The organism is Rhizobium sp. Leaf384, assembly GCF_001424065.1.
In the GTDB taxonomy this organism is placed as follows: Bacteria; Pseudomonadota; Alphaproteobacteria; order Rhizobiales; family Rhizobiaceae; genus Ferranicluibacter.
In genome coordinates, this window is record NZ_LMQE01000005.1 from 376,110 (window position 1) to 400,515 (window position 24,406).

A 24,406-nucleotide genomic window follows, 5' to 3' on the forward strand; every position below is an offset into this window, starting at 1 on the left:
TCGGGGATCGGCGTCCGCGGATCGGGCTTTGCCTCACATGTTCGGGTAGACCGGCCCCTCGCCGCCCTGGGGCGGAACCCAGGTGATGTTGCCGTTGGGGTCCTTGATGTCGCAGGTCTTGCAGTGCACGCAGTTCTGCGCGTTGATCACGAACACCGCCTCGCCGTCCTTTTCCACCCATTCATAAACGCCGGCCGGACAGTAGCGCGTCGAGGGACCGGCATAGACGTCGTGCTCGGAGCGCTTCTGCAGCGCCATGTCCTTCACCTTGAGATGGACCGGCTGGTCCTCCTCGTGGTTGGTGTTGGAAAGGAACACCGANATAGACGTCGTGCTCGGAGCGCTTCTGCAGCGCCATGTCCTTCACCTTGAGATGGACCGGCTGGTCCTCCTCGTGGTTGGTGTTGGAAAGGAACACCGAAGACAGGCGATCGAAAGTCAGGACGCCGTCGGGCTTGGGATAGGCGATCGGCTTGTGGCGCGCCGCCGGCTCGAGGCTCTGCGCATCGGTCTTGCCGTGCTTCAGCGTGCCGAAGACCGAGAAGCCGAGGAGCTGGTTGGTCCACATGTCGAGGCCGCCGAGCGCCACGCCGGCCACCGTGCCGAGCTTCGACCAGAGCGGCTTGACGTTGCGCACCCGCCGCAGATCCGTGCCGATCGGGCCGGCCCGCCATTCGGTCTCGATCTCGATNCCGAGCAGCTGGTTGGTCCACATGTCGAGGCCGCCGAGCGCAACGCCCGCCACCGTGCCGAGCTTCGACCAGAGCGGCTTGACGTTGCGCACCCGCCGCAGATCCGTGCCGATCGGGCCGGCCCGCCATTCGGTCTCGATCTCGATCACCTCGTCGTTGGCCCGTCCCGCCGCAATCGCGCCCGCAATCTTCTCGGCGGCCATCTTGCCCGACAGCATCGCATTGTGGCTGCCCTTGATGCGGGGCACGTTGACGAAACCGGCCGAGCAACCGATCAGCGCGCCGCCGGGGAAGGTCAGCTTCGGCACCGACTGGTAGCCGCCTTCGGTGATGGCGCGGGCCCCGTAGGACAGCCGCGTGCCGCCCTCGAACGTGCCGCGGATCGCCGGATGCGTCTTGAACCGCTGGAACTCCTCGAACGGATGGAGATAGGGGTTCTTGTAGTTGAGATGCACCACGAAGCCGACGGCCACCGTGTTGTCCTCGAGATGATAGAGAAACGAGCCGCCGCCGGTGCCCAGGCCAAGCGGCCAGCCGAACGAGTGCTGCACGAGACCCGGCCTGTGGTTCTCCGGCTTCACCTGCCAGAGCTCCTTGATGCCGATCCCGTATTTCTGGGGCTCGCGGTCCTTCTGGAGATCGTATTTCGCGATCAGCTGCTTGGCGAGCGAGCCGCGCACGCCTTCACCGATCAGCACGTATTTGCCGCGCAGCTCCATGCCGCGGGCAAAGTTGGGGCCGGGYTCGCCGGTCTTCTCGATGCCCATGTCGCCGGTGGCCACGCCGACCACCGCGCCGTTCGCGTCATAGAGCACCTCGGTCGCGGCAAAGCCCGGATAGATCTCGACGCCGAGCGCTTCGGCCTTGCCGGCCAGCCAGCGACAGACATTGCCGAGCGAGACGATGTAATTGCCGTGATTGTTCATCCATTCTCGATCTTCTGCNAGCACCTCGGTCGCGGCAAAGCCCGGATAGATCTCGACGCCGAGCGCTTCGGCCTTGCCGGCCAGCCAGCGACAGACATTGCCGAGCGAGACGATGTAATTGCCGTGATTGTTCATGAGCGGCGGCATGGCGAAGTTGGGCAGGCGCATCGCGCCGGCCGGGCCGAGCAGCAGGAACTGGTCCTGCGTCACCGGCGTCCTGAAGGGATGATCCGCCTCCGCCCGCCAGCCCGGCAGGAGCGCGTCCATGCCGCAGGGATCGACAACCGCGCCCGACAGGATATGCGCTGGTCAGTCCTCTGTCGATCGCCACGATCGGGCTGACGGCAGGCGCTGCGGCTGCGATCCAGTTCGGCATTGGTCTGGCGACGTCCGAGGAGGATGCGAAGAAACTAGATCGGAAGAGCGTCNACCGGCGTCCTGAAGGGATGATCCGCCTCCGCCCGCCAGCCCGGCAGGAGCGCGTCCATGCCGCAGGGATCGACAACCGCGCCCGACAGGATATGCGCCCCCACCTCCGCGCCCTTTTCCAGCACCACGACCGTCAGATCCGGGTCGAGCTGCTTCAGCCGGATCGCCGCGGCAAGCCCCGCCGGGCCCGCGCCCACCACGACCACGTCGAAATCCATGCTCTCGCGCTCAGGCCATTCGTGTGTTGCGCTCATGCTGTCGGTACCATTCCTTGGTGATGCGATCCGTGGCGCGGCGCGCGCACAGACGATCGTGGTGGGACATTTTGCGGGACCGGCTCAATAGGTCGTGACGCCCTGCAGATTTTCGACCGCCTGTCCGACCGAGTAGGTCCAGTCGACAGGGAGGCCACGCCGACCGTTTGACGGGTCACCCCGTCAGGCGACCTTGGCCACGCCCATGATCAGCTGTTCGGCAAAGGTCGCGGCAACACTGTCGGCAGTGTATTTCGTCGATGTCGGCTTGAACCATGTGGACAGCCAATTGCATGCGCCAAGCATGCAGCAGACCGAAATGAACGGGTCGGCATCGCGAAACTCGCTGAGAGCGACACCCCTGGCGTAGAGATCCTGGATCTCCTTGTTGTACTTCCTGCGATTGGCGGTCACGATCGTCCGCTGCTCTTCCGTCAACTCGTTCTCGTCGCGATTGTAGATCGTCGACCAGTCCTGATGATGCATGACGTTCAGCGAATGCCGCTTGACGATGTCCGCGAGAAGGTCGATCGGGCGACCACCCGATTTCAGCGCCTCTTCCATCCCTGCGGCGTAGGTTGCGTCGATCCTCTCGAAAATCCGCCAGAGGATCTCGTTCTTGTTCTTCATGTAGTAATACACGATCGACTTGGTGAAGCCCATTTCGGCGCTGATGTCGTCGACGGTAACGGCCCGAAACCCCTTTGCGGCAATGAGTCGAGAGGCCGCATCGAGGATCTCCTCGTGGATCAACTCGGTCTTCTGCTGCTTGATCTTGCCGCGAATATTCGGTTTTGCGGGATCCCGCTGGCTATCGACGTCCATGGCTGGCCTCCTGGAGATTTTTTAATTCTTTACGGTATGAAAATCGGAAACACAAGCTGTCAGGCGGATACGGCCATCCGCCAGCCGGCGCCTGCGCCTTCCGCGCCGAGGCAAAGACGACAGCCGCGCAGCCACGGTGCCGACCCCGCCGCTGCACGATGGTGGTCAAACCGAGCCAGCTCGCAGGCCGTGATCGGTCACGGATGACCGCAAGGTTCGGCCCTGCCGGCATGGCCGCCTCGCCAGGCGCGGCTTTGCGGCGGTAGCCCCGAAGGCGCGCCGGGGCCGACCACAGGAAAGGGCCGACCACAGGAAAGGAGCGGGGACAGGAGAGGGATGACGGCCTTTGGCAGCCAGGTCCCGCCTCAGGCGCTGAAGCGTTCCGGCCGGAAGGTTTCGAGCAGCGGGTGGCGGTTGCCGGTCGCCATCTCGTAGGCGGTCAGTTCGCCGACGATCAGCCCGAGCGTTGCGCCGCTGTGGCTGAAGGCGACATGGCAGCCCGGCAGGTTCGCAAGGACGCCCAGCACCGGATCGCCGTCTTCCGGGATCGGCTTGCGCCCGGCGGCGTAGGCGGCGAGTTCCAGCGCGGGATGGCCGTCCAGCGCCCTCGACGCTTCGGCAAGAAGCCGCGTGACCGTGGCGTCCTTCACCGCGTAGGTGCCGTCGGCTAAGGTGACGACCTCGTTTGCCGCCCAGTCGGCATCGATGGCAAAAGCTCCGCCCGGAGCGGGTCGAACGGCAACGCGAGGCGTGTTGAGCACCGCCTTCAAAGGATGATCGATCGGCCTGGTCGTCAGCAGCAGGGCGACCGGGGTGCCGTCGAGGATCGTTGCACCCAGTTCCGCCGCCATGGCAGGCACGGCAGGGCCGGTGGCAATCAGCACGGCGTCCGCCGGATGTTTCGCACCGGTCTGAATCTCAACGCCGGTCGCCCGGCCGCGCTCGACGATGACATTCGCGCGGCCCCCGGTGGTCACGAGCGTGCCGCCGAGCGCGGCAAAGTCCATAAGCAGCAGGTCGATCAGTGCGGGCAGGTCGACCCAGCCTTCGCCGGGATTGAAGATGGCTGCGGCCCCGGTGATCGCCGCGGCATCGACGCCGGGCGTCGCCGTGGCGACGTCACCGGGCGCAAGCAGGCGAGCGTCATAGGCGAGCGACACTTCATGGGCGTAGGCTGCCGCGATCTCGTTCGTGTCGTCGTCCGCATCCCAGGTGAGAGCGCCGTCGAAGCGGAGCCAGTCGACAGGGCCGATCCGGCTCGAAAGCGTGCGATACCGGTCGATGCCGGCCATGCGCAGCAGATGATACGGATAAGAGCGCATGCGGGCGGAGTTCAGCCAGGACAGCGAGCGACCGGATGCGCCATTGGCGACCGGGCCGTCGTTGACGAGGGTCACGGACACGCCGCGCCGCAGAAGCTGCACGGCCGTCGAGACGCCGAAGATGCCGGCACCGATGATGACGGCGGATGAGATGGTGTTGTCGGACATGGGATATGTCTTTCGCTGTTGGTGTCAGGCCGAAGCACGGTTGAAAGCGCTGCAACTGGCCGACGGCTGCAATACCCCTTGGACCCGTCCGCGATACCAGAAGACGACTCCGATCAGCCTGCTGAAGAGCGAGACGTAGGCCAAACTGGTCCATGCAGGCAACTCTATCCGCGCACAGGACGATCGCAGGATGGAAAGCGTCAGCGCGCGCATCGCGGGCAGGGGCAACACCAATGCCCATGACATCGCCTGCCATCCTCCCAGCACGCGGGACAATCCTGCTCCGTCAGCAGTGCCCAGGCCGCATATGACAATCGCCGCCAGCATCAACAGATCGCCGACCGGTGAGGCCGTCCCCCCCCTGCGCGAGGGCAAAGCCTACGACCACGCCCAGGGCGACGACGATCAGGGACGCAAGATCGCTTCGTGTCGGGCGCCTTTCGCCAAGCAGAAGTAGCGGGCCAAGGGCTACCATGCCGGTGATCGCGGCCCGATTTGTTCTCGGGACGTTTGAAACGTCGTTGCACCTGCGTTTTGCGACAGAAATTCCCCCACAAGACAGGCTCGGTCGACCTGTCGCGAATGTTCGGGATTCTGCAACGAGAATAAGGACTGGGCTCGTCATTTGGTCGCAAGAGCGAGTTGGACGGCCAGCGCTCCAAACGCCGCTGCGAAGCTGCGCTGCATCCGGCGCTGAACGATGGGATTCGATACGATGCGGTGGCGCAGATAAGCGGCGAACACGCCGTAAGCCGCAAAGACGATGAAGGTCAGCGCCATGAACACAAGGCTGAGTTTCAGCATCAGCGTGATCGGGCGAGCGTCCCCAACCGCGACGAACTGCGGCAGGAAGGCGAAAAAGAAAATCGAGAGCTTCGGGTTGAGCATGTTGATGAGGATCGCTGAGCCGATCACCTGCCGGTCGCTTTTGACAATCGGAGCGCCGTCGATGCGCAGGACACCGCGCTCACGAAACATGGACCATGCCATAAAGAGCAGATAGACCACGCCGAGCCATTTCAGGAACTGGAAGGCGGCTGCGCTCGTATGGAGCAACGCCGCAAGGCCGCTGATCGCGGCCATCATATGTGGCACGCTTCCAAGTGTGCAGCCGAATGCCGCAACAAGGCTGGCCCGCACGCCACCCGACAGGCCGGCGGCAAGCGTGTAGATGGCCCCTGTGCCGGGAGAAGCGACGATCACGAGCGTCGTCAGCAGAAACTCGATGCTCATGCCACGGCCACCTTACACGCTGGCCATGATGGAAGCAGGGCGGCTTTCAGTTCCGCCACGAGGTTGGCAAGGTCTTGCGCTGCGGTCGGGTGCAAGGCCTCTGCGACGATGAAGGTGGCGGTCGTCTTGCGATTAACGGCGGAGTACCCGCTTTGCCGGTTCGTCCAGCGTCGGGCGTGCGCTCGGCCGCTCCTGTCTGCAAAAATGATTTCGCCAGGCTCCGGGTTCTCGACCGCGCCGGAAAACGTTTCGTAGATTTCCGCGCCGGTTGCGGGCCGGACCTCCAGCCCGCCGCCGATCCTTGCTGCGTCGAAGACCGCGATCGGGACCGCGTACGCCAGCGAAACGGCGTTGCATAGGTCGACGAGCGGGTGAAGGCGCGGCAGGTCGCCTTCCTTGCGAAACCGGCGCAACAGCGCTTCGGAGGCGCACCTGTATTGCGTCGGCTTCAGGCCCATTTTGGTGAAAGCACGTCGCCACGCCTGTATCTCCGGGAACTCGCCCTCGGACGATGCAGAGAGCCGGTTGGCGGCAACCGCATGAAAATGGGCGATCGCATCAGAAGCATCGGCTTCGGGATGGAGGGATTCAATGTCAAGGGTCCGCGTTGCAAGCTCCGGGAACTCGGAACGCATCGTATCGGCATATTGAAAGTGTATCGGCATAGGGCTGGCTCGCTGAGGTTTTGAGCCACTGTCCTTCTGCGACGCTCTTTCGTCTTGAACGAAATTGCAAGCTGAACCTATCGCCTCGCCGCCGCATAGTCCCCCGGCGACATGCCATAGGTGCGAACGAACAGCCGCGTCATATGACTTTGATCCGCAAAGCCGCTGGATACGGCAGCCTCTGCCAGATCATCCCCGCGCGCGATCATCCGCTTCGTCATCTGGAGCCGGCGCTGGATCATGTAGGCGTGGGGCGTCAACCCGGTTGCACGGGCGAACCCACGCAGCACCTGAAAGCGGCTGATCCCGCAAAGTCGTGCGAGATCGTCCAGGGAGAGGGGCATGTCCGGCTCATCATCGATTTTCGCTATCGCCGCTGCAATCGCCTTCGGGACGGATCGTGCCGCCGCGACTGTCTTCTTGGTCTCAAGAAGCTGCTCAAACATGAGGAACAGGTGCTCCTCGACCTGCAGGTCCTGTGCTGCGCCGGAGCATGCCGTCATGGCAGCAAAAAGTGAGCGGTAGCGCTCCGCACTGCACCTATCCCGGATCACCGGATTGGGCAGCTCGAAGGCTCCCATTCGTCCTTCCGTCATGTCTTGAAAAAAGGCCGAGACGGTGTGCGGCTCGAGATACAGCATCTGCCAAGAGCGACCGCCATCGCCGATGGGTGCGCCATCATGCACCTCGCCGGGATTGACGGTGATGATGTCGCCCGTTTCTGCTTCGACCATGCCCCGGCCGCTGAGCGAGATTTGCGCGCCTCTGTTGATCAATCCGATCCCGAATTGATCGTGCATATGGCGGCCGTAGGCGAGCGCCGTGTCGGCTTCGATGGCATCCACTCCGTCCACTGAGGCATGCCTGACCCGGAATGAGGAGGAGAAACGTTCCCTGTTGCCTTGCACGTGTCAGGTCATCCCATCATTTTTCCATGGTTCGCATCAGCGAGGTTCTGTGTTTTCCTGTGGTGGGTTGTAGCAATAATCCCGATGGAAGCGATACGTCTCCTGAATTCTGCGACGTCGCAGAACGAAGTTTTGCGGCTGCAATAACCGCTGTTCGGCAAGCTCGGTCGAAAATGGGGGCATCTCAGGAGAACGAATGACCGGTGTCGGCCCAAAGCTGACGTCAATCGTAAGCGGTGTCTCGGTCGCATCTTGACCTGAATTGTTTATGCACGAAAACTATTGTCACAACGGAACGATCACTTTGCGCCAATTGTGGAATTGCCTCGCCCGTATAGCTCAGACGTCATCGGGCCCGGGGTCGCCACGGACAAAGCACCGAACCAGCGCGAAATTCGGGTCCGACTTAGTGAGAACGTCTAAGCAGGCACCTCCTGTAATAAATCGATAGTGTACCGCATCACGATATTGATCGCGGTAGAATTCGGATTGGGAGAGAAAGAAGCGGCTATTCTCCACGCGATAAGCAAAATGGTAGGGCTTCAGACCGACACACTCGATGCCATACTCTTCGGTGGAAAGCAGAAGCTCATCAAGCACGCGCACAACGTCTGCATCGCTAAAGTGAATTTTTAGCAAATCGTCGCCAGTTGGCAGAGAAAAATAAGCAGTCAGAGGGTTTCCGTCGTCTCCGAAATAACTGTGACGAAGATCGTAAAGCTCCATCCCGGTGCAACTAAAGTTCTGGAAGACATCAAATGGTGTGTAGCGCGTCGTCATCATGCTCCCCGGCTTCCGAAAGTTCGCTCAATACGGCATACGACGGCCTCGTTCGGCCAGTCTGGCTATCTATAAGTGACAATGAAACGCACTTCTCGCGAAAGGCGGGAGTAGAACTCAGAAGCGGAGCGAACATTTCTGTGATGCTGAGTTGCGTGGTCATGTACATCTCATTTTGAGCAAAAAAATTACTAACAGCGCGTGAATTATGCGAGTGTGTTACAGCGGCCAAGGCCGTTATCGGCCCGGAGCGGACGTAGGATATGTATGAAGTTTAAATTCGACGTTGACGTTCCCTTGTTTAGGATGGGCGACAGGACAATTTGGTGGCCAACCAATTATGTTGAAGCTTCTTAAAAAAATAGCGCTCATCGTTAGGTACGCGGTTCGCATCATGATGATAATCGCTGCCGTTGGACTGTTCTTCGTTACCGCGGCGGCATATGTCGTGGTTACTTACAAGCGCGAGACTGTTGAAGCGAAGCTCGGAAGCAAAATCGGAAACTTCCTCTATGGCGTATGCGATCCGGCCTACGAGGCGCTCGTGAACAGGCGCAGAACACCAATCGACGAATTTGCCAAGGTCAGCAAGCGCTTCAGGGTAAATCGTCCAGCGTCCGCTATTACAGATAGTGGTAACAACAACACCCGCCCTTGGTCCATAACACCAAGAATGCGGCCGCAGGCGCGGCCGCATCCAGGCCTGTCGGGACGATCCCGGCCCGGGGTTTTTACAAGGCCGGCAGAATGGCGATGTCGCGCAGATCGCCGTCGAGGTCCGTGATCGGGCCGACTTCCGTCGCCGCGCCGGTCTCAAGGTTGACGGTGTAGAGCGTCTTGCCGGCGGCGAGATAGGCGGCGTTGCCGCCATTGTCCATGCCCTGGATATCGAAGGCATAGGTGGCCGGCTTGTCCTTCAAACCGAGCTTGCCGATCGCCTTCAAGCTGCCGTCATTCGGCTTTGTCTGCTGGATCAGCCCACCGATCGTCGCATCGATGTTGTACATCGCCGTCTTCTCCGGCTTGCCGATCGAATTTGTATAGGCCGCAGCGACGATGTCGGGCGTTTCGCCCTTGTGCATGTCGCCCTCCTCGTAGGCGAGCGTGCCATCGACCGTGACGGCACCGGTCTCCGGGTGGACCCGGTGGTTGGTGGTGCCGGTCATGAAACGCAGACGGTCGGCCATCGGGTTGAAATCGACGATGACGGGCGCCGTCGTCATCGCCAGCTTCTTGTCCATCGTGGCGACCGGCGTTGCCGCGCCCGTCTCGAGATTGATCGAGACGATCTCGCTGTCCGGCGTGACGCCAATGATAGACGTGTTTCCCGGGCGGAAATCGATACCGACCAGCCTGTCGACGCCGGTGACATCCATGCGTTTCGTGACGGCGGGCGTGTCCGTGTCGAACAGGACGAGGGTCTTGTCGCCGGTCAGACCGAGGACCGGCGCGGCAATCACGTTGCCAGTGCCGGCAGCCAGTAGCGTGGAGGCGATCAAGGCGAAGCGTACGGTCATTGTGGAATTCTCCCGTGTGTTGATCCATTTGGGAAGGCACCGGCGCGTTCTCGGCGATGCTTCCTGTCCTGAAGACACGGGAGACGGCCCGTCTGGATGCAGCGATGTGAAAAATAATTCCAGGCCGCATCCAATCTGCGCGGCGGCGGGTAGAGTGGGGCAGGAGCGCGCCGACGGCGCAACGAAGGAAAAAGGGTCTTGATGTCGAAAGGTGCACCGCCGGACGATCTGACGACGGCACTCGCCGCCTGCGCGACGGGTGACCGCGCCGCGTTGCGCCGCATCTTCGATCGCGAGGGCGGGCGTCTGGTGACGATTGCCGAACGTATCGTGCGCCGCCGCGACCTTGCCGAAGAGGTGGTCCAGGAAAGCTTCATCCGCATCTGGACGCAGGCTCATCAGTACCAGCCGGATCGCGGCTCGGCCCGCGGCTGGATCTATGCCATCGTGCGCAACCGCGCTCTCAACCTGCTGCGCGACGGTCGCCGGGAATACTCGGTCGCGGATGTCGAGCAGCTACAGGAGCGCGATCAGGTGGATCATGTCATGGCGGCCTGGCATCGGCTCGACCACACCTCGCGTCTTCGCGACTGTCTGGGCGCGCTCGAGGAAAACAAGCGGCGCGGCATCCTCATGGCCTATATCGGCGGTTATTCCCATGGCGAGATCGCCGGCCGGCTCCGGATCCCGCTGGGCACGACGAAGTCCTGGATCCGGCGTGGGCTCTCCGCATTGCGGGAGTGCATGGCATGACGGGAAACCCGGTGGAGATCGGCGTCGTCGCCGACGAATATGTTCTGGGCCTTCTGGATGCGGCGGATATGCTGCGCATCGAGGCCGAGATGGACCGTGACCCCGAACTCAGAGCCGCGATCGCCGCCAGTCGGGAGCGCTTTCTGCCGCTGGACGAAACGGCCGAAGCCGCCATCGTCGGCGACGCGCTCTGGAGGCGCATCGAAGACGGTCTGCCGGCGCAACGTGCAGAACGTAAGGTCTCACCCACGGCGACCGCGAATGACAACAGGGCAGGCGGTTGGCGGGCGACGGCGCTGGCGGCCACGGCGGCGGCCGTCGTGCTCGCCGTGGCGCTGACGTTCAGCCTGATGCGCACCGTCGAGCCTCTGGTCGTGGCTGTGCTCGTCAACGAGGCCGGCGACATCAAGGCGATCGTGGAGGATTTCGGCAACAAGACGGCAGCCGTCCGGCTTCTGGCGGACGTCGCCGTTCCCGAGGGCAAGACGATCGAGGTCTGGACCCTGCCGTCGCCCGCGCGCGGCCCGGTCTCCCTCGGGCGGATCGACGACGCGCGCTCCGCCCGACTGGACGGGCCGGCCCTTCCCGAGCCCCACGACAGCCAGCTCTACGAGCTGACGCTGGAGCCGGCCGGCGGATCCCCCACCGGCAGGCCGACAGGCGTGATCCTTGCAAAGGGCTTTGCCAAGATCCCACGGTGAGGGCGGGTTTGCCGCCTGGCGGCGCGCGCCCGGAGATCTGCCGCAAAGCCTGCACGGGGTGGCGAGGAACCGTCGGGCGTGCGCAGGAAACCACGCCACGGTGACGCGCGCGCATCGGCTGGTCGGCCGGTCGGTCGGGGACCTATCGGCATCCGATCGGCCGTGCCCGCATTCCTTGGCAAAGCAGGCCTCGGCAGAGCATGCCTCAGTAGAGCAAGCGTGTCCGGATCGTTCCCGGCACCGCGCGCAGCACCTGCAGGATGTCGTCGGGCGCCTGGGTCACGCCCTCGACCTCGATGACCACGTAACCGGTGTCGCCGTGGGTCTGCAGAAACTCGGCCGTGATGTTGACCCCGCGCGACGAGAAGATCTCGTTCAGCCGGATGAGCATGCCGGGGCGGTTCTCGTGGACATGGATGAAGCGCGTGCCGTTCGGACGCTCGGGCAGCTGAACCTGCGGAAAGTTCACGGCGCCCATCGTCGAACCAATATCGGAATATTCGACCAGCTTTCGGGCGACTTCTCCGCCGATGCGCTCCTGCGCCTCCTCGGTCGAGCCGCCGACATGCGGCGTCAGAATCACATTGTCCAGGCCCTGGAGCGGGCTTTCGAACCGCTCCTTGTTGGACGCCGGCTCCTTGGGAAACACGTCGACTGCGGCCCCTGCCAGATGACCTTCCTTCAGCACCGTCGCCAGCGCGTCGAGATCGACCACGGTGCCGCGGGCGTTGTTGATGAAGATGGCGCCCTTCTTCATGCGACGCAGTTCGGTCTCGGTGATCATGTTGTGCGTCGACGCCGTCTCCGGGACGTGCATCGTCACATAGTCCGAAATCTCGAGAAGCTCGCCGAGCGATGCCATGGATTCCGAATTGCCGCGGCGCAGCCGGTCGGAAAGATCGAAATAGCGGACCACCATGCCCATGCTTTCGGCCAGGGCGCTCAACTGCGAGCCGATATTGCCGTAGCCGACGATCCCGAGGGTCTTGCCGCGGACTTCGTGGCTGCCGGCGGCCGACTTGTCCCATCCCCCCTCGTGCGCCGACGCCGAGCGCGGAAAGATCCGCCGCGTCAGCATGATGATCTCGCCGATCACAAGTTCGGCCACGGAGCGCGTGTTGGAATATGGCGCGTTGAAGACTGGGATCCCGCGGCGACGGGCCGCGTCCAGATCGACCTGGTTCGTGCCGACGGAAAAGCAGCCGACGGCAATCAGCTTCTTGGCGGACTCGAAGATCTCCTCCGTCAACTGCGTGCGCGAGCGGATGCCGATGATATGCGCATCGGCAATATGGGCCTTGAGGTCCGCATCATCGAGCGCTTTCGGCAGGTGCACGAGATTGGTGTAGCCGCACGAGGTGAAGTAATCGACGGCGCTTCGGCTGATGCCTTCCAGCAGAAGCACGGAGATCCGATCGCGGGCGAGAGAGAGCTGGAGGGGCATGGGTTGACCTTCGCTTTCCGTATGGGAACCGGTGATGTCGTTTGCTCGCCGTGACGACGCATGTCGCCAACGCTTTGCGACCATCCGACGAAAACTTCAAGACACCACGAGCTGCCCATGTGCACGTTTTGACCGGGAAAGGCGAGGCAGGCGGACGATCTTATTCACAGGACGTCCGTTCCCGGCCGGGATCAGCGCGGCGAGGGCGCTACTTCGTCAAGCGCACCGCCAGCATCGACGCATCGCGCCCGATCGACGCGAACGCTGCGATCAGGGCATCCGCGTCTTCCGCCTGGAAGAAGTTTGCCGACGTCGTCGCGCAGGACGAGAGCAGCGACTTGCCCTTCGCCGGCGCCATGAAGGCGACCGTATAGACCGTCGTCTGCGTCGAGCGGGCCTTGTCGCAGACCGCCTTGGTATCGGTGTCGTTCTTGGCTGCCGTGTTGTCGCCATCCGTCATCAGCACCAGAAATCGCTTCGGCGTGAGACCCGTCATGGCGACGTGCTCCGCGGTTTCCGCCGGACCGGTCAGGGCCGCATAGGCGGTCTTCATCGCGCCGCTCGAATCCGTGGAGCCGCCGGAGGCCAGCTTCTTGACATAGGCCAGGGTGACACCCTCATCCCAGCTGAGCCCGCTCGGAGCATCTTCCTTGTTGTTGTAGGCGATCGCCGCCGTCCTCACATATTTTCCGTTGGGATCGGCCTTCGTGAGCTGCGCCAGCAATCCTTCGACGGCAAGCTTCAGAGACTGGAGCTTGTTCACCCCCTTCTTGTTCGTCGCCTCGTTCATCGATCCGGACTTGTCGAGGACGAGGAACATCGAGAGGGAACTCTCGGTCGCCGTTTGTCCCTTGGACTCGCTTTCCGCATGAACGGTCATGTCGGTAGCGCCGAGGATCCGGCTCAAGGGCGTCAGCGGAACCGCAAAGTCGGACTTGACCGACACCACAAACCGCTTGCCCGTCCCGACCCCGGTCGATTCACTGGCGATCGTCACGTCGGGGGAGCCGAGCCGGGCCTCGCTGCCCGTGGACGAGAGGGCCTCGACGGCGCCGATCATGCGCGTCGACAGGAACACTCTGGCCTGCCTCTTTGCTTCGTCGACCGACATGTGTTCGTTCGCAAGTCCCGATGCCGCGGCAAGCGCCGCCGCGTCCGTCGCGTTCTGCAGCGTGCTCTTGGCCCACATGATGTTCGATGCATCGATGGACACGCCCCCGGCGCCGAGGGCGACGGGCATGATCATGGCGGCCATAATGCCGATATTGCCGGAGGTTGCACAGAAAAAGGAGCGAATGGCTGCTGAGACGAGATGGAGCATGATCAAGGACCGCTGATGTTACGATAAGCTGCAACTTACCAATGACCCGTCTCGGAACCGTTGAGAGAGACTGTGAATTTTCCGTGAAGGCGAGACCGCGACTTCTCCCTAGCCAGGTCTGGTCCCTAGCCAGGTCTGGCGAGCGCGCGGTTGCGCGGCTGAAGCGCCCGACTGATTTTAAGCGGACCATGCCACGTCCGATCCCCGTCGCGGCTGCGCGAGCCAACCCTCTTCTCCCGTCCTTCCTTATCGACGAACGGACCCTATCTGGTCATGGCGCCGAACGCCTTGCGGCATGCGCATCGGCAGTGTCGGTCGAACAATCGGGTCAGCGTAAACGCAAAGAGAGCATGCCATGACATCTCAACACCAAAGTCTCCGAAACCATGTGGCCATCGTCACCGGCGCCAGTTCCGGCATCGGGATCGCGGTTGCCGAGGCCATGGCGCAGGCCGGTGCGGCCGTCATCGTCAACTACCGCTCCCACGAGCAGCCGGCCGAAGAGTTGGTTGCAAGGATCAAGAGCGCAGGCGGACGGGCGCGGGCGGTGCAGGCCGACGTCTCGCGCGAAGACGATGTCGTCAGGCTTTTCGATGAGACCGTCGATGCTTTTGGCCGGGTGGACGTGCTCGTGTCGAATTCCGGCGTCCAGAAGGATGCGGCCATCGCCGACCTTTCGCTCGAGGACTGGAACACCGTCATCGACATCAACCTGACGGGGCAGTTCCTCTGCGCGCGCGAAGCGGTGCGCCGCTTCAGGACGCAGGCCCGGGATGGCCGGCCGGCCCGCAGCGCCGGCAGCATCATCGCCATGAGTTCCGTACACGAGATCATCCCCTGGGCCGGCCACGTCAACTATGCCTCCGCCAAGGGCGGCGTGCGCATGCTGACGCGGTCCCTGGCGCAGGAAGTGGCTGCCGACGGCATCCGGGTCAATGCGATCGCCCCGGGCGCCATCCGCACGCCGATCAACAAGGATGCCTGGGAGACCGACGCAGCGCTGACCAAACTTCTCCGGCTGATCCCCTATGGGCGGATCGGGGAACCCGACGACGTTGCGCGCGCCGCCGTATGGCTCGCCTCCGACGAGGCGGACTATGTCACGGGCACGACGCTCTTTGTCGATGGCGGCATGTCGCTCTATCCGGAGTTCCGCGACAATGGTTAGGCCGAACCGGGCCATCAGCCAGCACGGCATCGTGGGCGACATGGAAACGGCGGCCCTGATCGCCCGGGACGGAACGCTCGACTATCTCTGCTGGCCGGCGCTCGACAGCCCGACGGTCTTTGCGGAGCTTCTCGATGCGGAGAAGGGCGGCGCATTTACGATGACGCCGCAGCTGCACGATCCCCGCACGCTGCAACTCTATGTGCCCGAGACGAATGTTCTGATCACCCGGTGGATGGCGGATGGCGGGAGCGCAGAGGTGATGGACCTCATGCCGCATCCGGATGCCCGCGTTCACCCCGGCAGGACCGCCCGCTGCATCCTTCGCCGCATCACGGTGACCCGGGGACGGGTGTCGTTCACGACCCGATGCGCGCCTCGTTTCGATTATGCCCGCGCCATCCCCCAAACCGCCGAAATCGAGGGCGGTGTCGCGTTCACGACGGACGATCTCACGATGCGGCTCTTCGCCTCGGTGCCCCTCACCTGTGCCGAGGGCGCCGCCGTCGCCACCTTCACGCTTTCGGCCGGCGAGACGGCCTGGTTCACCCTTGGCGGCGACGACCTGACATTGTCCGACGATGCGCGGATATCGGACGAAATCGTGGAAACGACGGGCGCCTGGCGAAGCTGGGCCGGCAAGTCGACCTATCGGGGCCGGTGGCGCGAACAGGTCCTGCGTTCCGCCCTCGCCCTGAAGCTCCTCACCTCCCGACAGCATGGCTCGATCGCTGCCGCGGCGACGTTTTCGCTGCCCGAGGCCGTCGGGGCCGGGCGGAACTGGGATTATCGCGCCACCTGGATCCGCGACGCCTCCTTTACCGTCTACGCCTTCATGCGGCTCGGCTTTCTCGAAGAGGCACAGCACTTTGGCCGGTGGGCGGGCCAGCGCGTCATGGCGTCCGATGCGGATCATCCCCTGCGCATCATGTATGCGCTCGACGGGTCGGAGGCCCGCGACGAAGAAGAGCTGGATCATCTCGCCGGCTATGCAGACAGCCGGCCGGTGCGCATCGGCAATGGCGCGAACGTCCAGACCCAGCTCGACATTTTCGGCGAGCTGATGGACAGCGTCTATCTCTCCAACAAATACGGCGAGGCGATCAGCCATAAAGGCTGGCAGCATGTCCGCGACATTGTCGACTATGTCATCGAGCATTGGCAGACGCCGGACGCCGGCATTTGGGAAATGCGGTCGCAGCCGCGCCATTTCCTGCATTCGCGTGTGATGTGCTGGGTCGCGCTCGACCGCGCGATCCGTCTTGCGAAGAAGCGTTCGCTGCCGGCGCCGATCGTGCGCTGGGCAGAATGCCGCGACGCCATCCACGCCGATGTCTGGGAAAACTTCCGCCATCCCGAGCACGGCTATTTCGTGCAGGAGCGCGGCGGTCGGGAACTCGATGCCGCCCTCCTGATGATGCCGCTCGTCCGCTTCGTTTCATCGACCGATCCGGTCTGGCTGCAGACGCTCGATGCCATCGGCGCGCATCTCTGCGATGACGGGCTCGTCTACCGCTATCGCACGACGGACGGGCTGGAGGGAGAGGAGGGCGCCTTTACCACCTGCACCTTCTGGTATGCCGAATGCCTGGCGCGTGCCGGACGGATCGACGAGGCGCAGCTGACGCTCGCCAAGGGCATGCGCTACGCCAACACGCTCGGCCTCTTTGCCGAGGAGCAGGACGTGCGCGGCCATCAGTTGGGCAATTTTCCGCAGGCGCTGACGCATCTCGCCTTTATCAGTGCCGCCTTCTTCACGGATCGCCGCCTTGATCCGTCGCATCGCCCCAACTGGCAGCCATGATGACGTCGCCGTAATCCCGAGGCGTCCGCCGATCTGGTTGCCCGTCACGCGACAAGTTGCCCGTCACGCGAGGGCCGGACACGGCGGGAGGTCAGCGCAAGAGGCCGTCGCGTCCGAATGCCTCCCAGTCGTCCAGGGGGGCGACAGCCTCATCCCGCGGCGAGGCGCCTCCGTCGACGGCGGCGTCCCTTGGCCCGGCGCCTTTTCGCAACGAGCGGGTGAGCTTCGCCTTGTAGGCCGCCCGGCGACGGTTTTCGGCCGCCGCTGCCGCATCGTCCTCGCGCCACGCATCGACCTGACCGCTGTTCAGGAGGTCTTCGACGATCCGGGGATCGAAAACATGAAAGGTGATCTTCTTGGCACGGCCCGCCAGCCGGACCGTTCTCGTGCCGGCGCTGGGAAGGCGCCCATCGGCAAGCCAGCGATGGCGCTCGCCGGATTTGATCGTGAGAATATCCTCGATCTCCCGCGGAATGACGGGAAGGCTCTCGATGCCCGTCATCGCGGCGGAAACCAGGGTGGCGGCCGCATTGAACTCGCTTTTTGCCGTTGCCGGCATGGCGAGGACAAGCTCCCCGGCCTCGAGAACGAGCAGTTTCCGCGACGAGGCCGGCAGTCGTGCCCGCATTTCCAGAAGGATGCCCTTCGCCCGGACCGACGACCCGAGTGTTGCTGCCGATGGCAATGTCCAGGTCTTCAGCAGTTCGACGTCGTCTTTTTCGCGTTTCGACATGGCGATGACATGGGTCTCCGGCCCGGTCCCGTCAACGCCGGGGGGCACGATCGACGAGACCGCGGTCGATTGCGTCCGGACGATCCGGCTTTCGGCGAAGGAGACGGAGGCGGAGGCGGGGAGGGCGTGGCTTTGAGCACCGAGCCCCGCTTCATCGGCCTATCCCGATCGCAGGGCGGCCATCAGGGCGCGGAGTGCGGGGGGAGATTGCCGCCGGCTCGGATGGTAGAGGTGAAACCCGGGGAACGTCGGGCACCAGTCGGCCAGGACCTGCACAAGGGCACCCGACGCGATGTCGTCGACGACATCCTGCTCCATGATATAGCCGAGCCCGGCGCCGGCGCGCACGGCGGCGGCCGCGAGATCGCCGTCATTGGCCACGAGCGGTCCGCTGGTACGGACCTTGATGTCCTTGCCGTCCTTCTCGAACTCCCAGGGGAGCAGACCGCCGGATGTCGTCAGGCGGTATCCGATGCAGGCATGCCGGTCGAGGTCATAGGGCGTCTGAGGCGGCGGCACGCGTTCGAAATAGCCGGGCGTCCCGACGACGACGGTCCTGAGGTCGGGCCCGAGCCGGACCGCGATCATGTCCTTCTCGACGGTCTCCCCGAACCGGATCCCCGCGTCGAAGCCTGCGGCGACGATATCGGTCAGCCCGTCCTCGATGTTGACCTCGACGTGGACACCCGGATGGGCAAGCAGGAAGCCCGGGAGCTTCGGCACCAACACCCGCTTCGCCGCATAGGCGAAGGTGGTGATCCGGACGGTCCCGGACGGTTCGTCCCGCCATTCCGCCAGCGCGCTCAGCCCGTCCTCGATATCCGCAAACGCCGGATTGAGCGCTTGCAGCAGGCGCGCGCCCGCCTCGGTCGGCGCGACGCTGCGCGTGGTGCGCGCCAGGAGCCGCACGCCGAGCCGTTCCTCCAGTCCGCGCATGGCATGGCTGAGGGCCGAGGCCGACATGCCCAGCCTCGACGCGGCGCGGGTAAAGCTGCGCTCCCGCGCGACGGCCGCGAAGGCCAGGAGATCGTTGAGTTGATGTCGCTCCATTGCTGCAGCGTGCTCACAAGTTCATGCGGCGGGCAACCCCTAATTCCCCGTGGCGAAACAGGTAGAGTGGCGACGACAGGATGAAGGAGAACAGGCATGGACCTCACCCACTATCGCACACTGGGGCAATCGGGGCTGATCGTCAGCCCGCTGGCCCTGGGCACGATGACCTTCGGCGCAGAACGCTGGGGCGCCGGCGAGGCGACATCCCGCGCGCTGTTTGACGCCTATGTCGCGGCCGGCGGCAATTTTCTCGACACCGCGGACGTGTACTCGGGCGGGCAGAGCGAGGAGATGCTGGGACGTTTCCTCGCAGCAAGCGGCCTGCGGGACCGGCTGGTGATTGCCACGAAATCCGGCTTTTCCCGTGCGCAGGGGACGCCGCTCTGGGGCGGCAATGGTGCAAAGAACATTCGGCTCGGCATCGAAGGATCGCTGCAGCGCCTCGGAACGGATTACATCGATCTGTACTGGATGCATGTCTGGGACCGGACCACGCCAGCCGAAGAGGTGTTGCAGACGCTGACCGACGCCGTCCGGTCCGGAAAGATCCTGCATTACGGATTCTCCAACACGCCGGCCTGGTACGTGGCGAAGATCGCGACCCTGGCGCAGGCCCACGGGCTCCCGAGGCCGATCGGCCTGCAATATGCCTATTCGCTGATCGACCGGGGTGTCGAGCTCGACCTGCTCCCGGCGGGCGAGGCGTTCGGTCTCGGCCTGGTGCCGTGGAGCCCGCTTGCCGCCGGTCTCCTGACCGGCAAATACGGGCGCGACAAGCTTGCCGATGCCGGGCGGGCTGTCCGGATGCCCGACAGGGCGGCGAATGCGACGGAGGGGGCAGAGGCCACCGCGAGCGACGGTCGGCTGAACGGCGACAATCCGTTCGGCGGCATGCTGTTTACCGAGAGAAACTTCGATATCGTCGACACGGTGACGATGGTTGCGCACGAGATCGGCCGCTCTCCGGCAGAGGTCGCCCTTGCCTGGGTGTCGGGACGTCCGGGCGTCTCCTCGGTGCTGATCGGCGCCAGCCGGGTCGAACAGCTCGCGCAGAACGTCGCGTCGCTCGATATTGTGCTGGATGACGCACAGCGTCTGCGGTTGGACCAGGCAACAGCCCTGCCGATGCTCAATCCGTACTTCATCTTCGCCATGCCGACGGAGCGGATTTTCGGAGGAGAGACGGTCGAGGCCTGGCCCCGTTCGTGAACCGCAGGGGCGCGGGATCCCGCGCCCGACGAGACAAGGTCGCCGTCTTCAGGAGGCGGCGAGCAACAACACGTAGCTGACCACCGCAACGACAAGGCCGCGAAAGGCCAGCGTGACAAAGCGATACTTGCTCTGGGCAATCACCGAGAGGACATCGACATTGTCGATATATTGGCGGAACAGGTAATTGACGTCACGCGCGACCGCCGCCGTGCTGAACGCGTCCTTGTGCTGTGCCCATCCGCCCCAGAACAGCGTCGTGGTCTTGGCCGCGCGGCGCGGCAGGATGACCATGATGGCGCAGATGATCGAGAAGATGGTCGATACGGCAAGTATTGCCGAGGGAAGCGCAGTCTCGATCCGAAACGGGATGTAGCGGGTGGCGGAGAAGACCCCACGACCATCGCTCGACGAAATCAGAAAAGCCAGCATGAACGTAAAGATGTAGGCGGCTTTCTGGTCGGAGATCTTGATCTGGTCGTAGAAAATTTCGTTCACAGTCTTGATGTGATCAAAATACTCCTTGTCGGCCAATGCGCTCTCCACTGTCCGCGCCTCGGTGCGTGCATCATACATGCCGTCTGCATCCATTGCTCCCTCCCCAAAGCGTGTTGCATGCTGTTGCTAACACCATAGTTGCAAAATAAATGCAACATTCGACTTACTGACCATCTTGACTTTCTACCGGCCCAACTCATTAGGTTAGGCGGGGGTTGAGGGGATTGCGATGAGAAACGGCATCGTGGCCGCGATGGCGGCATCCGCATCGTTGCTATTTTCAGGGGAACTGAACGCCGAACCTCTGCTGCGGACGTCGTCTGCGGCAGGCTCGGTGATTGCGCGCAAATCGGGCGAGGAAATCCGCTTTGTTGAGAAGGACGGCTGGTCGGTCGTCGATCTCTCCCAGGATGTCGTCAATGGCGATATCCTTCGCACCAACGCCAACGGGCAGCTTGCCATTCTCTTTTCGGACCGGACGCAGATGCGCCTCGGTCGCAACACGTCCCTGCTCGTCAAGCAGGTCAACGGCGGCGGGTCCGACGCCAGCGTCGAGCTGCAGTCCGGGACCCTCTGGGCCCGGGCCGAGCGCGGCGGATCGGGGCTGGCGATCGAGACGCCGGCTGCAACGGCCGCCATTCGCGGAACCGACTGGACCCTGTCGGTGGACGCTGAGGGAAAGACCTCGCTCACCGTTCTCGACGGCGTCGTCGACCTCAGCAATGCGCGTGGCAGCGTCAGGGTCGCCAAGGGGGAGGGAGCGGTCGCGGCCATCGGCCAGGCGCCACGCAAGGTCATCGTCCTCAATTCGAGCGATCGCGAGCAGATGCTCTATTACCTCGAACTGCGGGATGCCTTTCCGTTCCTGCCGGCATCGCCCTTGCCGGGGCCGGACATGCGGCGTCGCCGTGCCGCGCTTCTCGCCCTTCCGCCCGAGCGTCGCACCGCCGAGGACTGGCTGACGCTGGCCGAGGTGAACGTCACCATTTCGGGCAAGGCAGAGGCTCTGGCGACGCTGGCCGAGGTGCGCCGGCAGCACTTGGATGCGCGTCAGAGGGCGCGGGTCGCTCTTCTCGACGCCCTGATCGCCGGATCGGAGCGGCGCTATGGCGAGGCCGCCACGCTGTTTGACCGCGCCGCGCCGAACCTCGATGACGCGCGCAGATCTGTCGCGCGCTACGGTGCCTACTTCGCCCGGTCCCTGGCGGATCCAAGCCATGTGGAACGGCCGCCAACCGTCGGCACGGGCGCCGCCGCCATCGTCGGAGAAGTGTTCACGGTCGGTTTCCGGGACAATCTGCGGGCAACGCTCGATGTGTTGAAACGGGCGGAGACCCGCTACCCGCACGACGCCCTTCTGCCGGCGATCCGCGCGAAGGTCGCCCTGGTCCTCGGCGATCGCGACCAGGCACAGGCCGCCATCGCGCTGGCGCTGGCCCGAGATCCGGGGCAGGCGACAGCCCTGGAGGCGCGCGCGGATTTCGAGGCCGGCGTGCGCGGCAATCTCGAGGGCGCCTTGGCCGACATTCGGGCAGCGCTCGTATCAGAGCCGGGCAATGCCACGATCTGGAACTCTCTCGGCCTGCTGCAGTCGCTGCGCGGGGCACGGCGCGAGGCCGAGGCCGCCTTTGGCAAAGCCATTGCCCTCGATCCGATGTCGCCGCTGCACCATGCCAATCTTGCCGGGCTCTATCTCGAGGAACTGCGCGTCGAGGATGCGCGGCGGGAGATCGACCGGGCGCTCGAAATCGATCCCGGCTTCGACATCGCGCTGATCACCCGGGGACAATACCATCTCCAGACGGGCGAAAAAGACAAGGCGATCGCCGACATCCTTGCGGGCTCCACCGCCAACCCGGCATATTCTCAAGGCCAGCTCCTGCTCGCAGCCGCCCTCTACGCGCATGGCGAGCGGGGAGCTGCGGATCAGGCGCTGGACAACGCCGACCGGCTTGATCCGAACGATCCCGTCATCGCGGCCTATCGCACGTCCATCGCGATCGAGGATCACGATGCGGATGGCGCCATTCACAACGCCCAGGACTATCTGAAGCGGTCTCGACAGCGGGGAGGCGATTTCGGCTCCGTGGGCGCAAACCAGGAAGCCGGCTCAGTTCTCAACGACGCGTTCCGCCTGCAGGGGCTTGATGCCTGGGGGCAGTTCTACGGCGATATCGTCTTTGATCCGTTTGCCAGCACGTCCTACCTCGACCAGACCGTGCGCGGCAGCGTCAATCCGTTCGCCAACAGCTTCAGCTATGGGGTCAACACGATCGATCCCTCCGGCAACGGCGGCAGCTACTCGTCTTTCCTGAAGGCCCTGCTTCTCGATCCGCACCTGCTTGCTGGCAGCGAACGCCAGGCAAACCTCGTGCGCATGCCGTTTGTCGAGACGGCGCTGACGGCGGGCATCAACATCAACAGCGCCGGCTCCGAGTGGGTCAAGGGTGCGCAGATCCAGGGCTTTTCCCAGGCGCCTGTCCCGATCAGCTATTTCGGAAACCTGTCGTGGGACGCCCGTGGTGACGAACGCGCCGGTGCGGACGGCACGGATATCCTGGCCGGAACCACGGACATCACCGGCGGCAACGGCTACATCACCGCCAGCCCGACACCGGACGATCGCATCGTCGCCTATGTCAACAGCGGTGACACGGACAGCCTTGTCGATGCCGCCCGCATCACCTCCCTCCCGCAGTTGCTCCCTGGACTGGCCCTGCCGGGCGTTTCGGTCGGCTCCCTGTCTCGCGATACCAACACGCAGCGCGTGCTGAACTTCGGGATCGGCTGGAGCCACACGTTCGGATACGAGAACATCCTGAATGCCGCGCTTTTCGGCAGCAATGTTGCGGGATCGAGCCGCTCGCTCGGCGGCATCTCGTTCGCAGGAATTCCCTTCCTGTTCGACCGGCAACAGGAACTGCAGGAGAAGAGCCGGATTGCGGCTCTCGGCTACACGCTCGGTCTGGGGGACGCCACGCTCCGCGTCGGCCTCGAGGGGGGACGCATCGACGCCCTGTCGCGCTCCACCTCCCGCCTCCGTGCTGTGAACCCAGATGGCACTCCCGGCGGGGTTCTCGAGGATCTCGAAACGGTCGATGACGCCGATGTCGCAGCCGGCACCGCCTATGTCGATGCGCTCTATGACGGGCTCCCGGGCCTGAAGCTCGAAGCCGCCTTGTTTGCGCGCAGGCTGACAGGCGATACCGTCGATGTCACCCGTCTGGAGCCGCGCGCGGGTCTTGCCTGGGAGGTGCAGGAGGGGCAGTGGCTTCGGTTCGGCTATTTGCGGGAAGGCTTCACCCAGTCGACGCCCACCCTTGCGCCCGTGGGGGTCGTCGCGCTGCAATCCAACCAGCTGCCGCTGTCGATCGACGGCTATGCCGATACGCTGGCTGCCCGCTGGGATGCCCAGTGGACGGACCGCTTCTTCACGGCCGTCGACTATCAGCACCAGACCGTGCGCAATCTCCTGATTGCCGATCCCCTGTCGCTCCCCGCCGTCGATCTCGTCGGCGGCAATGTCGCGCGCGGGCGGATCGACCGGGTCAGCGTTACCGGCAACCTTGCCCTCGGCAGCGGCGTCGGCCTGGCCGCCACCTATGCGCGGGCGTCTTCGCGCAACGACGACCCGGCAAGTGCCGGCTATCGCGACGCCTTGACCTATGTCCCGCGGGATGCCGCCCAGCTCGCCCTGACCTTCGTCAATCCGATCGGCGTCGCAGCGACCGTCGCCGGCAATTACACGGGCCGGCGAGCCAGCAATCTGGCCGGCGAAACGCTTGGCGACTACTGGACGCTCGACGCAAATGTCAGCTGGGAGTCTCCGGACGGCCGGGTGCAGCTCGATCTCGGTGGCTACAACCTCACAGACGAGGCCTTCTACGTTTCGGCGGGCACCGCAGGATGGGGGCGGTCCGTGAAGGCGCAGATGACGGTTCGCTTCTGATGGCCTGGCATCGGGGAGGGGGGCATCGGGGAGGGGGGCGTCGGGGAGGGGTCC

Annotated in this window: 19 protein-coding genes and 5 pseudogenes; 6 read left to right on the forward strand and 18 right to left on the reverse strand. The window is 64.0% G+C overall.

Going from position 1 to position 24,406, the window contains the following annotated elements; translation table 11 throughout:
- Positions 1-33 precede the first annotated feature (33 nt).
- The 13 genes and pseudogenes from ASG25_RS23440 to ASG25_RS10190 all read right to left on the reverse strand — a co-directional run.
- Positions 34-321 (reverse strand): 4Fe-4S dicluster domain-containing protein (locus tag ASG25_RS23440; RefSeq protein WP_244479372.1); only part of this gene is annotated, 288 nt, incomplete at its 5' end.
- A 1-nt stretch (position 322) separates the two neighbouring features.
- A pseudogene (locus ASG25_RS23445) lies at positions 323-691 on the reverse strand (4Fe-4S dicluster domain-containing protein); the annotation flags it as partial.
- Between the two features lies 1 nt (position 692).
- Positions 693-1,636 (reverse strand): annotated as a pseudogene (locus ASG25_RS22245) (NAD(P)/FAD-dependent oxidoreductase); the annotation flags it as partial.
- Position 1,637: 1 nt separating this feature from the next.
- Positions 1,638-1,924 (reverse strand): annotated as a pseudogene (locus ASG25_RS22700) (electron transfer flavoprotein-ubiquinone oxidoreductase); the annotation flags it as partial.
- Positions 1,925-2,047: 123 nt separating this feature from the next.
- Positions 2,048-2,301 (reverse strand): annotated as a pseudogene (locus tag ASG25_RS10150) (NAD(P)-binding protein); the annotation flags it as partial.
- A 183-nt stretch (positions 2,302-2,484) separates the two neighbouring features.
- Positions 2,485-3,126, reverse strand: a complete 642-nt coding sequence (locus ASG25_RS10155) for a TetR/AcrR family transcriptional regulator (RefSeq protein WP_062473088.1) — start codon at positions 3,124-3,126, stop codon at positions 2,485-2,487.
- Between the two features lie 365 nt (positions 3,127-3,491).
- A complete protein-coding gene (locus ASG25_RS22705; RefSeq protein ID WP_062473089.1) occupies positions 3,492-4,616 on the reverse strand; it encodes an FAD-binding oxidoreductase in 1,125 nt (374 codons plus the stop codon).
- A 25-nt stretch (positions 4,617-4,641) separates the two neighbouring features.
- A pseudogene (locus ASG25_RS23450) lies at positions 4,642-5,109 on the reverse strand (EamA/RhaT family transporter); the annotation flags it as partial.
- Between the two features lie 128 nt (positions 5,110-5,237).
- Complete coding sequence (locus tag ASG25_RS10170) at positions 5,238-5,849, reverse strand: LysE family translocator (protein WP_062473091.1); 612 nt, start codon at positions 5,847-5,849, stop codon at positions 5,238-5,240.
- On the reverse strand, positions 5,846-6,508 hold the full coding sequence (locus tag ASG25_RS10175) for a phenylalanine--tRNA ligase beta subunit-related protein (protein WP_062474454.1): 663 nt from the start codon (positions 6,506-6,508) through the stop codon (positions 5,846-5,848). Before ASG25_RS10175 ends, ASG25_RS10170 begins: the two co-directional genes overlap by 4 nt.
- A gap of 83 nt (positions 6,509-6,591) precedes the next feature.
- A complete protein-coding gene (locus ASG25_RS10180; RefSeq protein ID WP_277996166.1) occupies positions 6,592-7,368 on the reverse strand; it encodes an AraC family transcriptional regulator in 777 nt (258 codons plus the stop codon).
- Between the two features lie 393 nt (positions 7,369-7,761).
- Positions 7,762-8,205, reverse strand: a complete 444-nt coding sequence (locus ASG25_RS10185; RefSeq protein WP_062473094.1) for a hypothetical protein — start codon at positions 8,203-8,205, stop codon at positions 7,762-7,764.
- 728 nt (positions 8,206-8,933) lie between these two features.
- Positions 8,934-9,719 carry a DUF4394 domain-containing protein gene (locus tag ASG25_RS10190; RefSeq protein WP_062473104.1) on the reverse strand — a complete coding sequence of 262 codons (786 nt, stop codon included), beginning with the start codon at positions 9,717-9,719 and terminating at the stop codon, positions 8,934-8,936.
- A gap of 201 nt (positions 9,720-9,920) precedes the next feature.
- On the opposite strand from ASG25_RS10190, the gene ASG25_RS10195 reads away from it, so the two are divergent.
- On the forward strand, positions 9,921-10,472 hold the full coding sequence (locus ASG25_RS10195; RefSeq protein ID WP_062473106.1) for a sigma-70 family RNA polymerase sigma factor: 552 nt from the start codon (positions 9,921-9,923) through the stop codon (positions 10,470-10,472).
- Entirely contained in the window at positions 10,469-11,173 is a 705-nt protein-coding gene (locus ASG25_RS10200) for an anti-sigma factor (protein WP_062473108.1), read from the forward strand. The genes ASG25_RS10195 and ASG25_RS10200 overlap by 4 nt, the downstream gene beginning before the upstream one ends.
- A gap of 205 nt (positions 11,174-11,378) precedes the next feature.
- On the opposite strand, the gene serA is transcribed toward ASG25_RS10200, so the two are convergent.
- Together serA and ASG25_RS10210 are read right to left on the reverse strand one after the other, a co-directional pair.
- The gene (gene serA / locus ASG25_RS10205; protein WP_062473111.1) at positions 11,379-12,617 is read right to left on the reverse strand and encodes a phosphoglycerate dehydrogenase; all 1,239 of its coding nucleotides are present in this window, start codon (positions 12,615-12,617) and stop codon (positions 11,379-11,381) included.
- 208 nt (positions 12,618-12,825) lie between these two features.
- Positions 12,826-13,938, reverse strand: a complete 1,113-nt coding sequence (locus ASG25_RS10210) for a VWA domain-containing protein (protein WP_156379729.1) — start codon at positions 13,936-13,938, stop codon at positions 12,826-12,828.
- Positions 13,939-14,293: 355 nt separating this feature from the next.
- Here ASG25_RS10210 and ASG25_RS10215 point away from each other — a divergent pair, with 355 nt between their 5' ends.
- A complete protein-coding gene (locus ASG25_RS10215) occupies positions 14,294-15,106 on the forward strand; it encodes an SDR family oxidoreductase (protein ID WP_062473115.1) in 813 nt (270 codons plus the stop codon).
- Positions 15,099-16,910, forward strand: a complete 1,812-nt coding sequence (locus tag ASG25_RS10220) for a glycoside hydrolase family 15 protein (protein WP_156379730.1) — start codon at positions 15,099-15,101, stop codon at positions 16,908-16,910. The genes ASG25_RS10215 and ASG25_RS10220 overlap by 8 nt, the downstream gene beginning before the upstream one ends.
- A gap of 91 nt (positions 16,911-17,001) precedes the next feature.
- On the opposite strand, the gene ASG25_RS10225 is transcribed toward ASG25_RS10220, so the two are convergent.
- Both ASG25_RS10225 and ASG25_RS10230 read right to left on the reverse strand, forming a co-directional pair.
- Positions 17,002-17,643 (reverse strand): hypothetical protein, encoded by a 642-nt coding sequence (locus ASG25_RS10225; protein WP_062473119.1) that lies wholly within the window; start codon positions 17,641-17,643, stop codon positions 17,002-17,004.
- 159 nt (positions 17,644-17,802) lie between these two features.
- Entirely contained in the window at positions 17,803-18,693 is an 891-nt protein-coding gene (locus ASG25_RS10230; RefSeq protein WP_062473121.1) for a LysR family transcriptional regulator, read from the reverse strand.
- A 96-nt stretch (positions 18,694-18,789) separates the two neighbouring features.
- On the opposite strand from ASG25_RS10230, the gene ASG25_RS10235 reads away from it, so the two are divergent.
- The gene (locus ASG25_RS10235; protein ID WP_062473123.1) at positions 18,790-19,905 is read left to right on the forward strand and encodes an aldo/keto reductase; all 1,116 of its coding nucleotides are present in this window, start codon (positions 18,790-18,792) and stop codon (positions 19,903-19,905) included.
- Between the two features lie 48 nt (positions 19,906-19,953).
- Here ASG25_RS10235 and ASG25_RS10240 read toward each other — a convergent pair whose 3' ends face one another.
- Complete coding sequence (locus ASG25_RS10240) at positions 19,954-20,481, reverse strand: Pycsar system effector family protein (RefSeq protein ID WP_062474456.1); 528 nt, start codon at positions 20,479-20,481, stop codon at positions 19,954-19,956.
- A gap of 151 nt (positions 20,482-20,632) precedes the next feature.
- Here ASG25_RS10240 and ASG25_RS10245 point away from each other — a divergent pair, with 151 nt between their 5' ends.
- A complete protein-coding gene (locus ASG25_RS10245) occupies positions 20,633-24,352 on the forward strand; it encodes a FecR domain-containing protein (protein WP_082480066.1) in 3,720 nt (1,239 codons plus the stop codon).
- Positions 24,353-24,406: the final 54 nt, after the last annotated feature.

Bases quoted from the DNA above. Each gene is read 5' to 3' on its own strand.
- ASG25_RS10155 (WP_062473088.1), bottom strand. From the start codon at position 3,126: ATGGACGTCGATAGCCAGCGGGATCCCGCAAAACCGAATATTCGCGGC.
- ASG25_RS22705 (WP_062473089.1), bottom strand. From the start codon at position 4,616: ATGTCCGACAACACCATCTCATCCGCCGTCATCATCGGTGCCGGCATC.
- ASG25_RS10170 (WP_062473091.1), bottom strand. From the start codon at position 5,849: ATGAGCATCGAGTTTCTGCTGACGACGCTCGTGATCGTCGCTTCTCCC.
- ASG25_RS10185 (WP_062473094.1), bottom strand. From the start codon at position 8,205: ATGATGACGACGCGCTACACACCATTTGATGTCTTCCAGAACTTTAGT.
- ASG25_RS10190 (WP_062473104.1), bottom strand. From the start codon at position 9,719: ATGACCGTACGCTTCGCCTTGATCGCCTCCACGCTACTGGCTGCCGGC.
- ASG25_RS10195 (WP_062473106.1), top strand. From the start codon at position 9,921: ATGTCGAAAGGTGCACCGCCGGACGATCTGACGACGGCACTCGCCGCC.
- ASG25_RS10200 (WP_062473108.1), top strand. From the start codon at position 10,469: ATGACGGGAAACCCGGTGGAGATCGGCGTCGTCGCCGACGAATATGTT.
- serA (WP_062473111.1), bottom strand. From the start codon at position 12,617: ATGCCCCTCCAGCTCTCTCTCGCCCGCGATCGGATCTCCGTGCTTCTG.
- ASG25_RS10210 (WP_156379729.1), bottom strand. From the start codon at position 13,938: ATGCTCCATCTCGTCTCAGCAGCCATTCGCTCCTTTTTCTGTGCAACC.
- ASG25_RS10215 (WP_062473115.1), top strand. From the start codon at position 14,294: ATGACATCTCAACACCAAAGTCTCCGAAACCATGTGGCCATCGTCACC.
- ASG25_RS10220 (WP_156379730.1), top strand. From the start codon at position 15,099: ATGGTTAGGCCGAACCGGGCCATCAGCCAGCACGGCATCGTGGGCGAC.
- ASG25_RS10225 (WP_062473119.1), bottom strand. From the start codon at position 17,643: ATGTCGAAACGCGAAAAAGACGACGTCGAACTGCTGAAGACCTGGACA.
- ASG25_RS10230 (WP_062473121.1), bottom strand. From the start codon at position 18,693: ATGGAGCGACATCAACTCAACGATCTCCTGGCCTTCGCGGCCGTCGCG.
- ASG25_RS10235 (WP_062473123.1), top strand. From the start codon at position 18,790: ATGGACCTCACCCACTATCGCACACTGGGGCAATCGGGGCTGATCGTC.
- ASG25_RS10240 (WP_062474456.1), bottom strand. From the start codon at position 20,481: ATGTATGATGCACGCACCGAGGCGCGGACAGTGGAGAGCGCATTGGCC.
- ASG25_RS10245 (WP_082480066.1), top strand. From the start codon at position 20,633: ATGAGAAACGGCATCGTGGCCGCGATGGCGGCATCCGCATCGTTGCTA.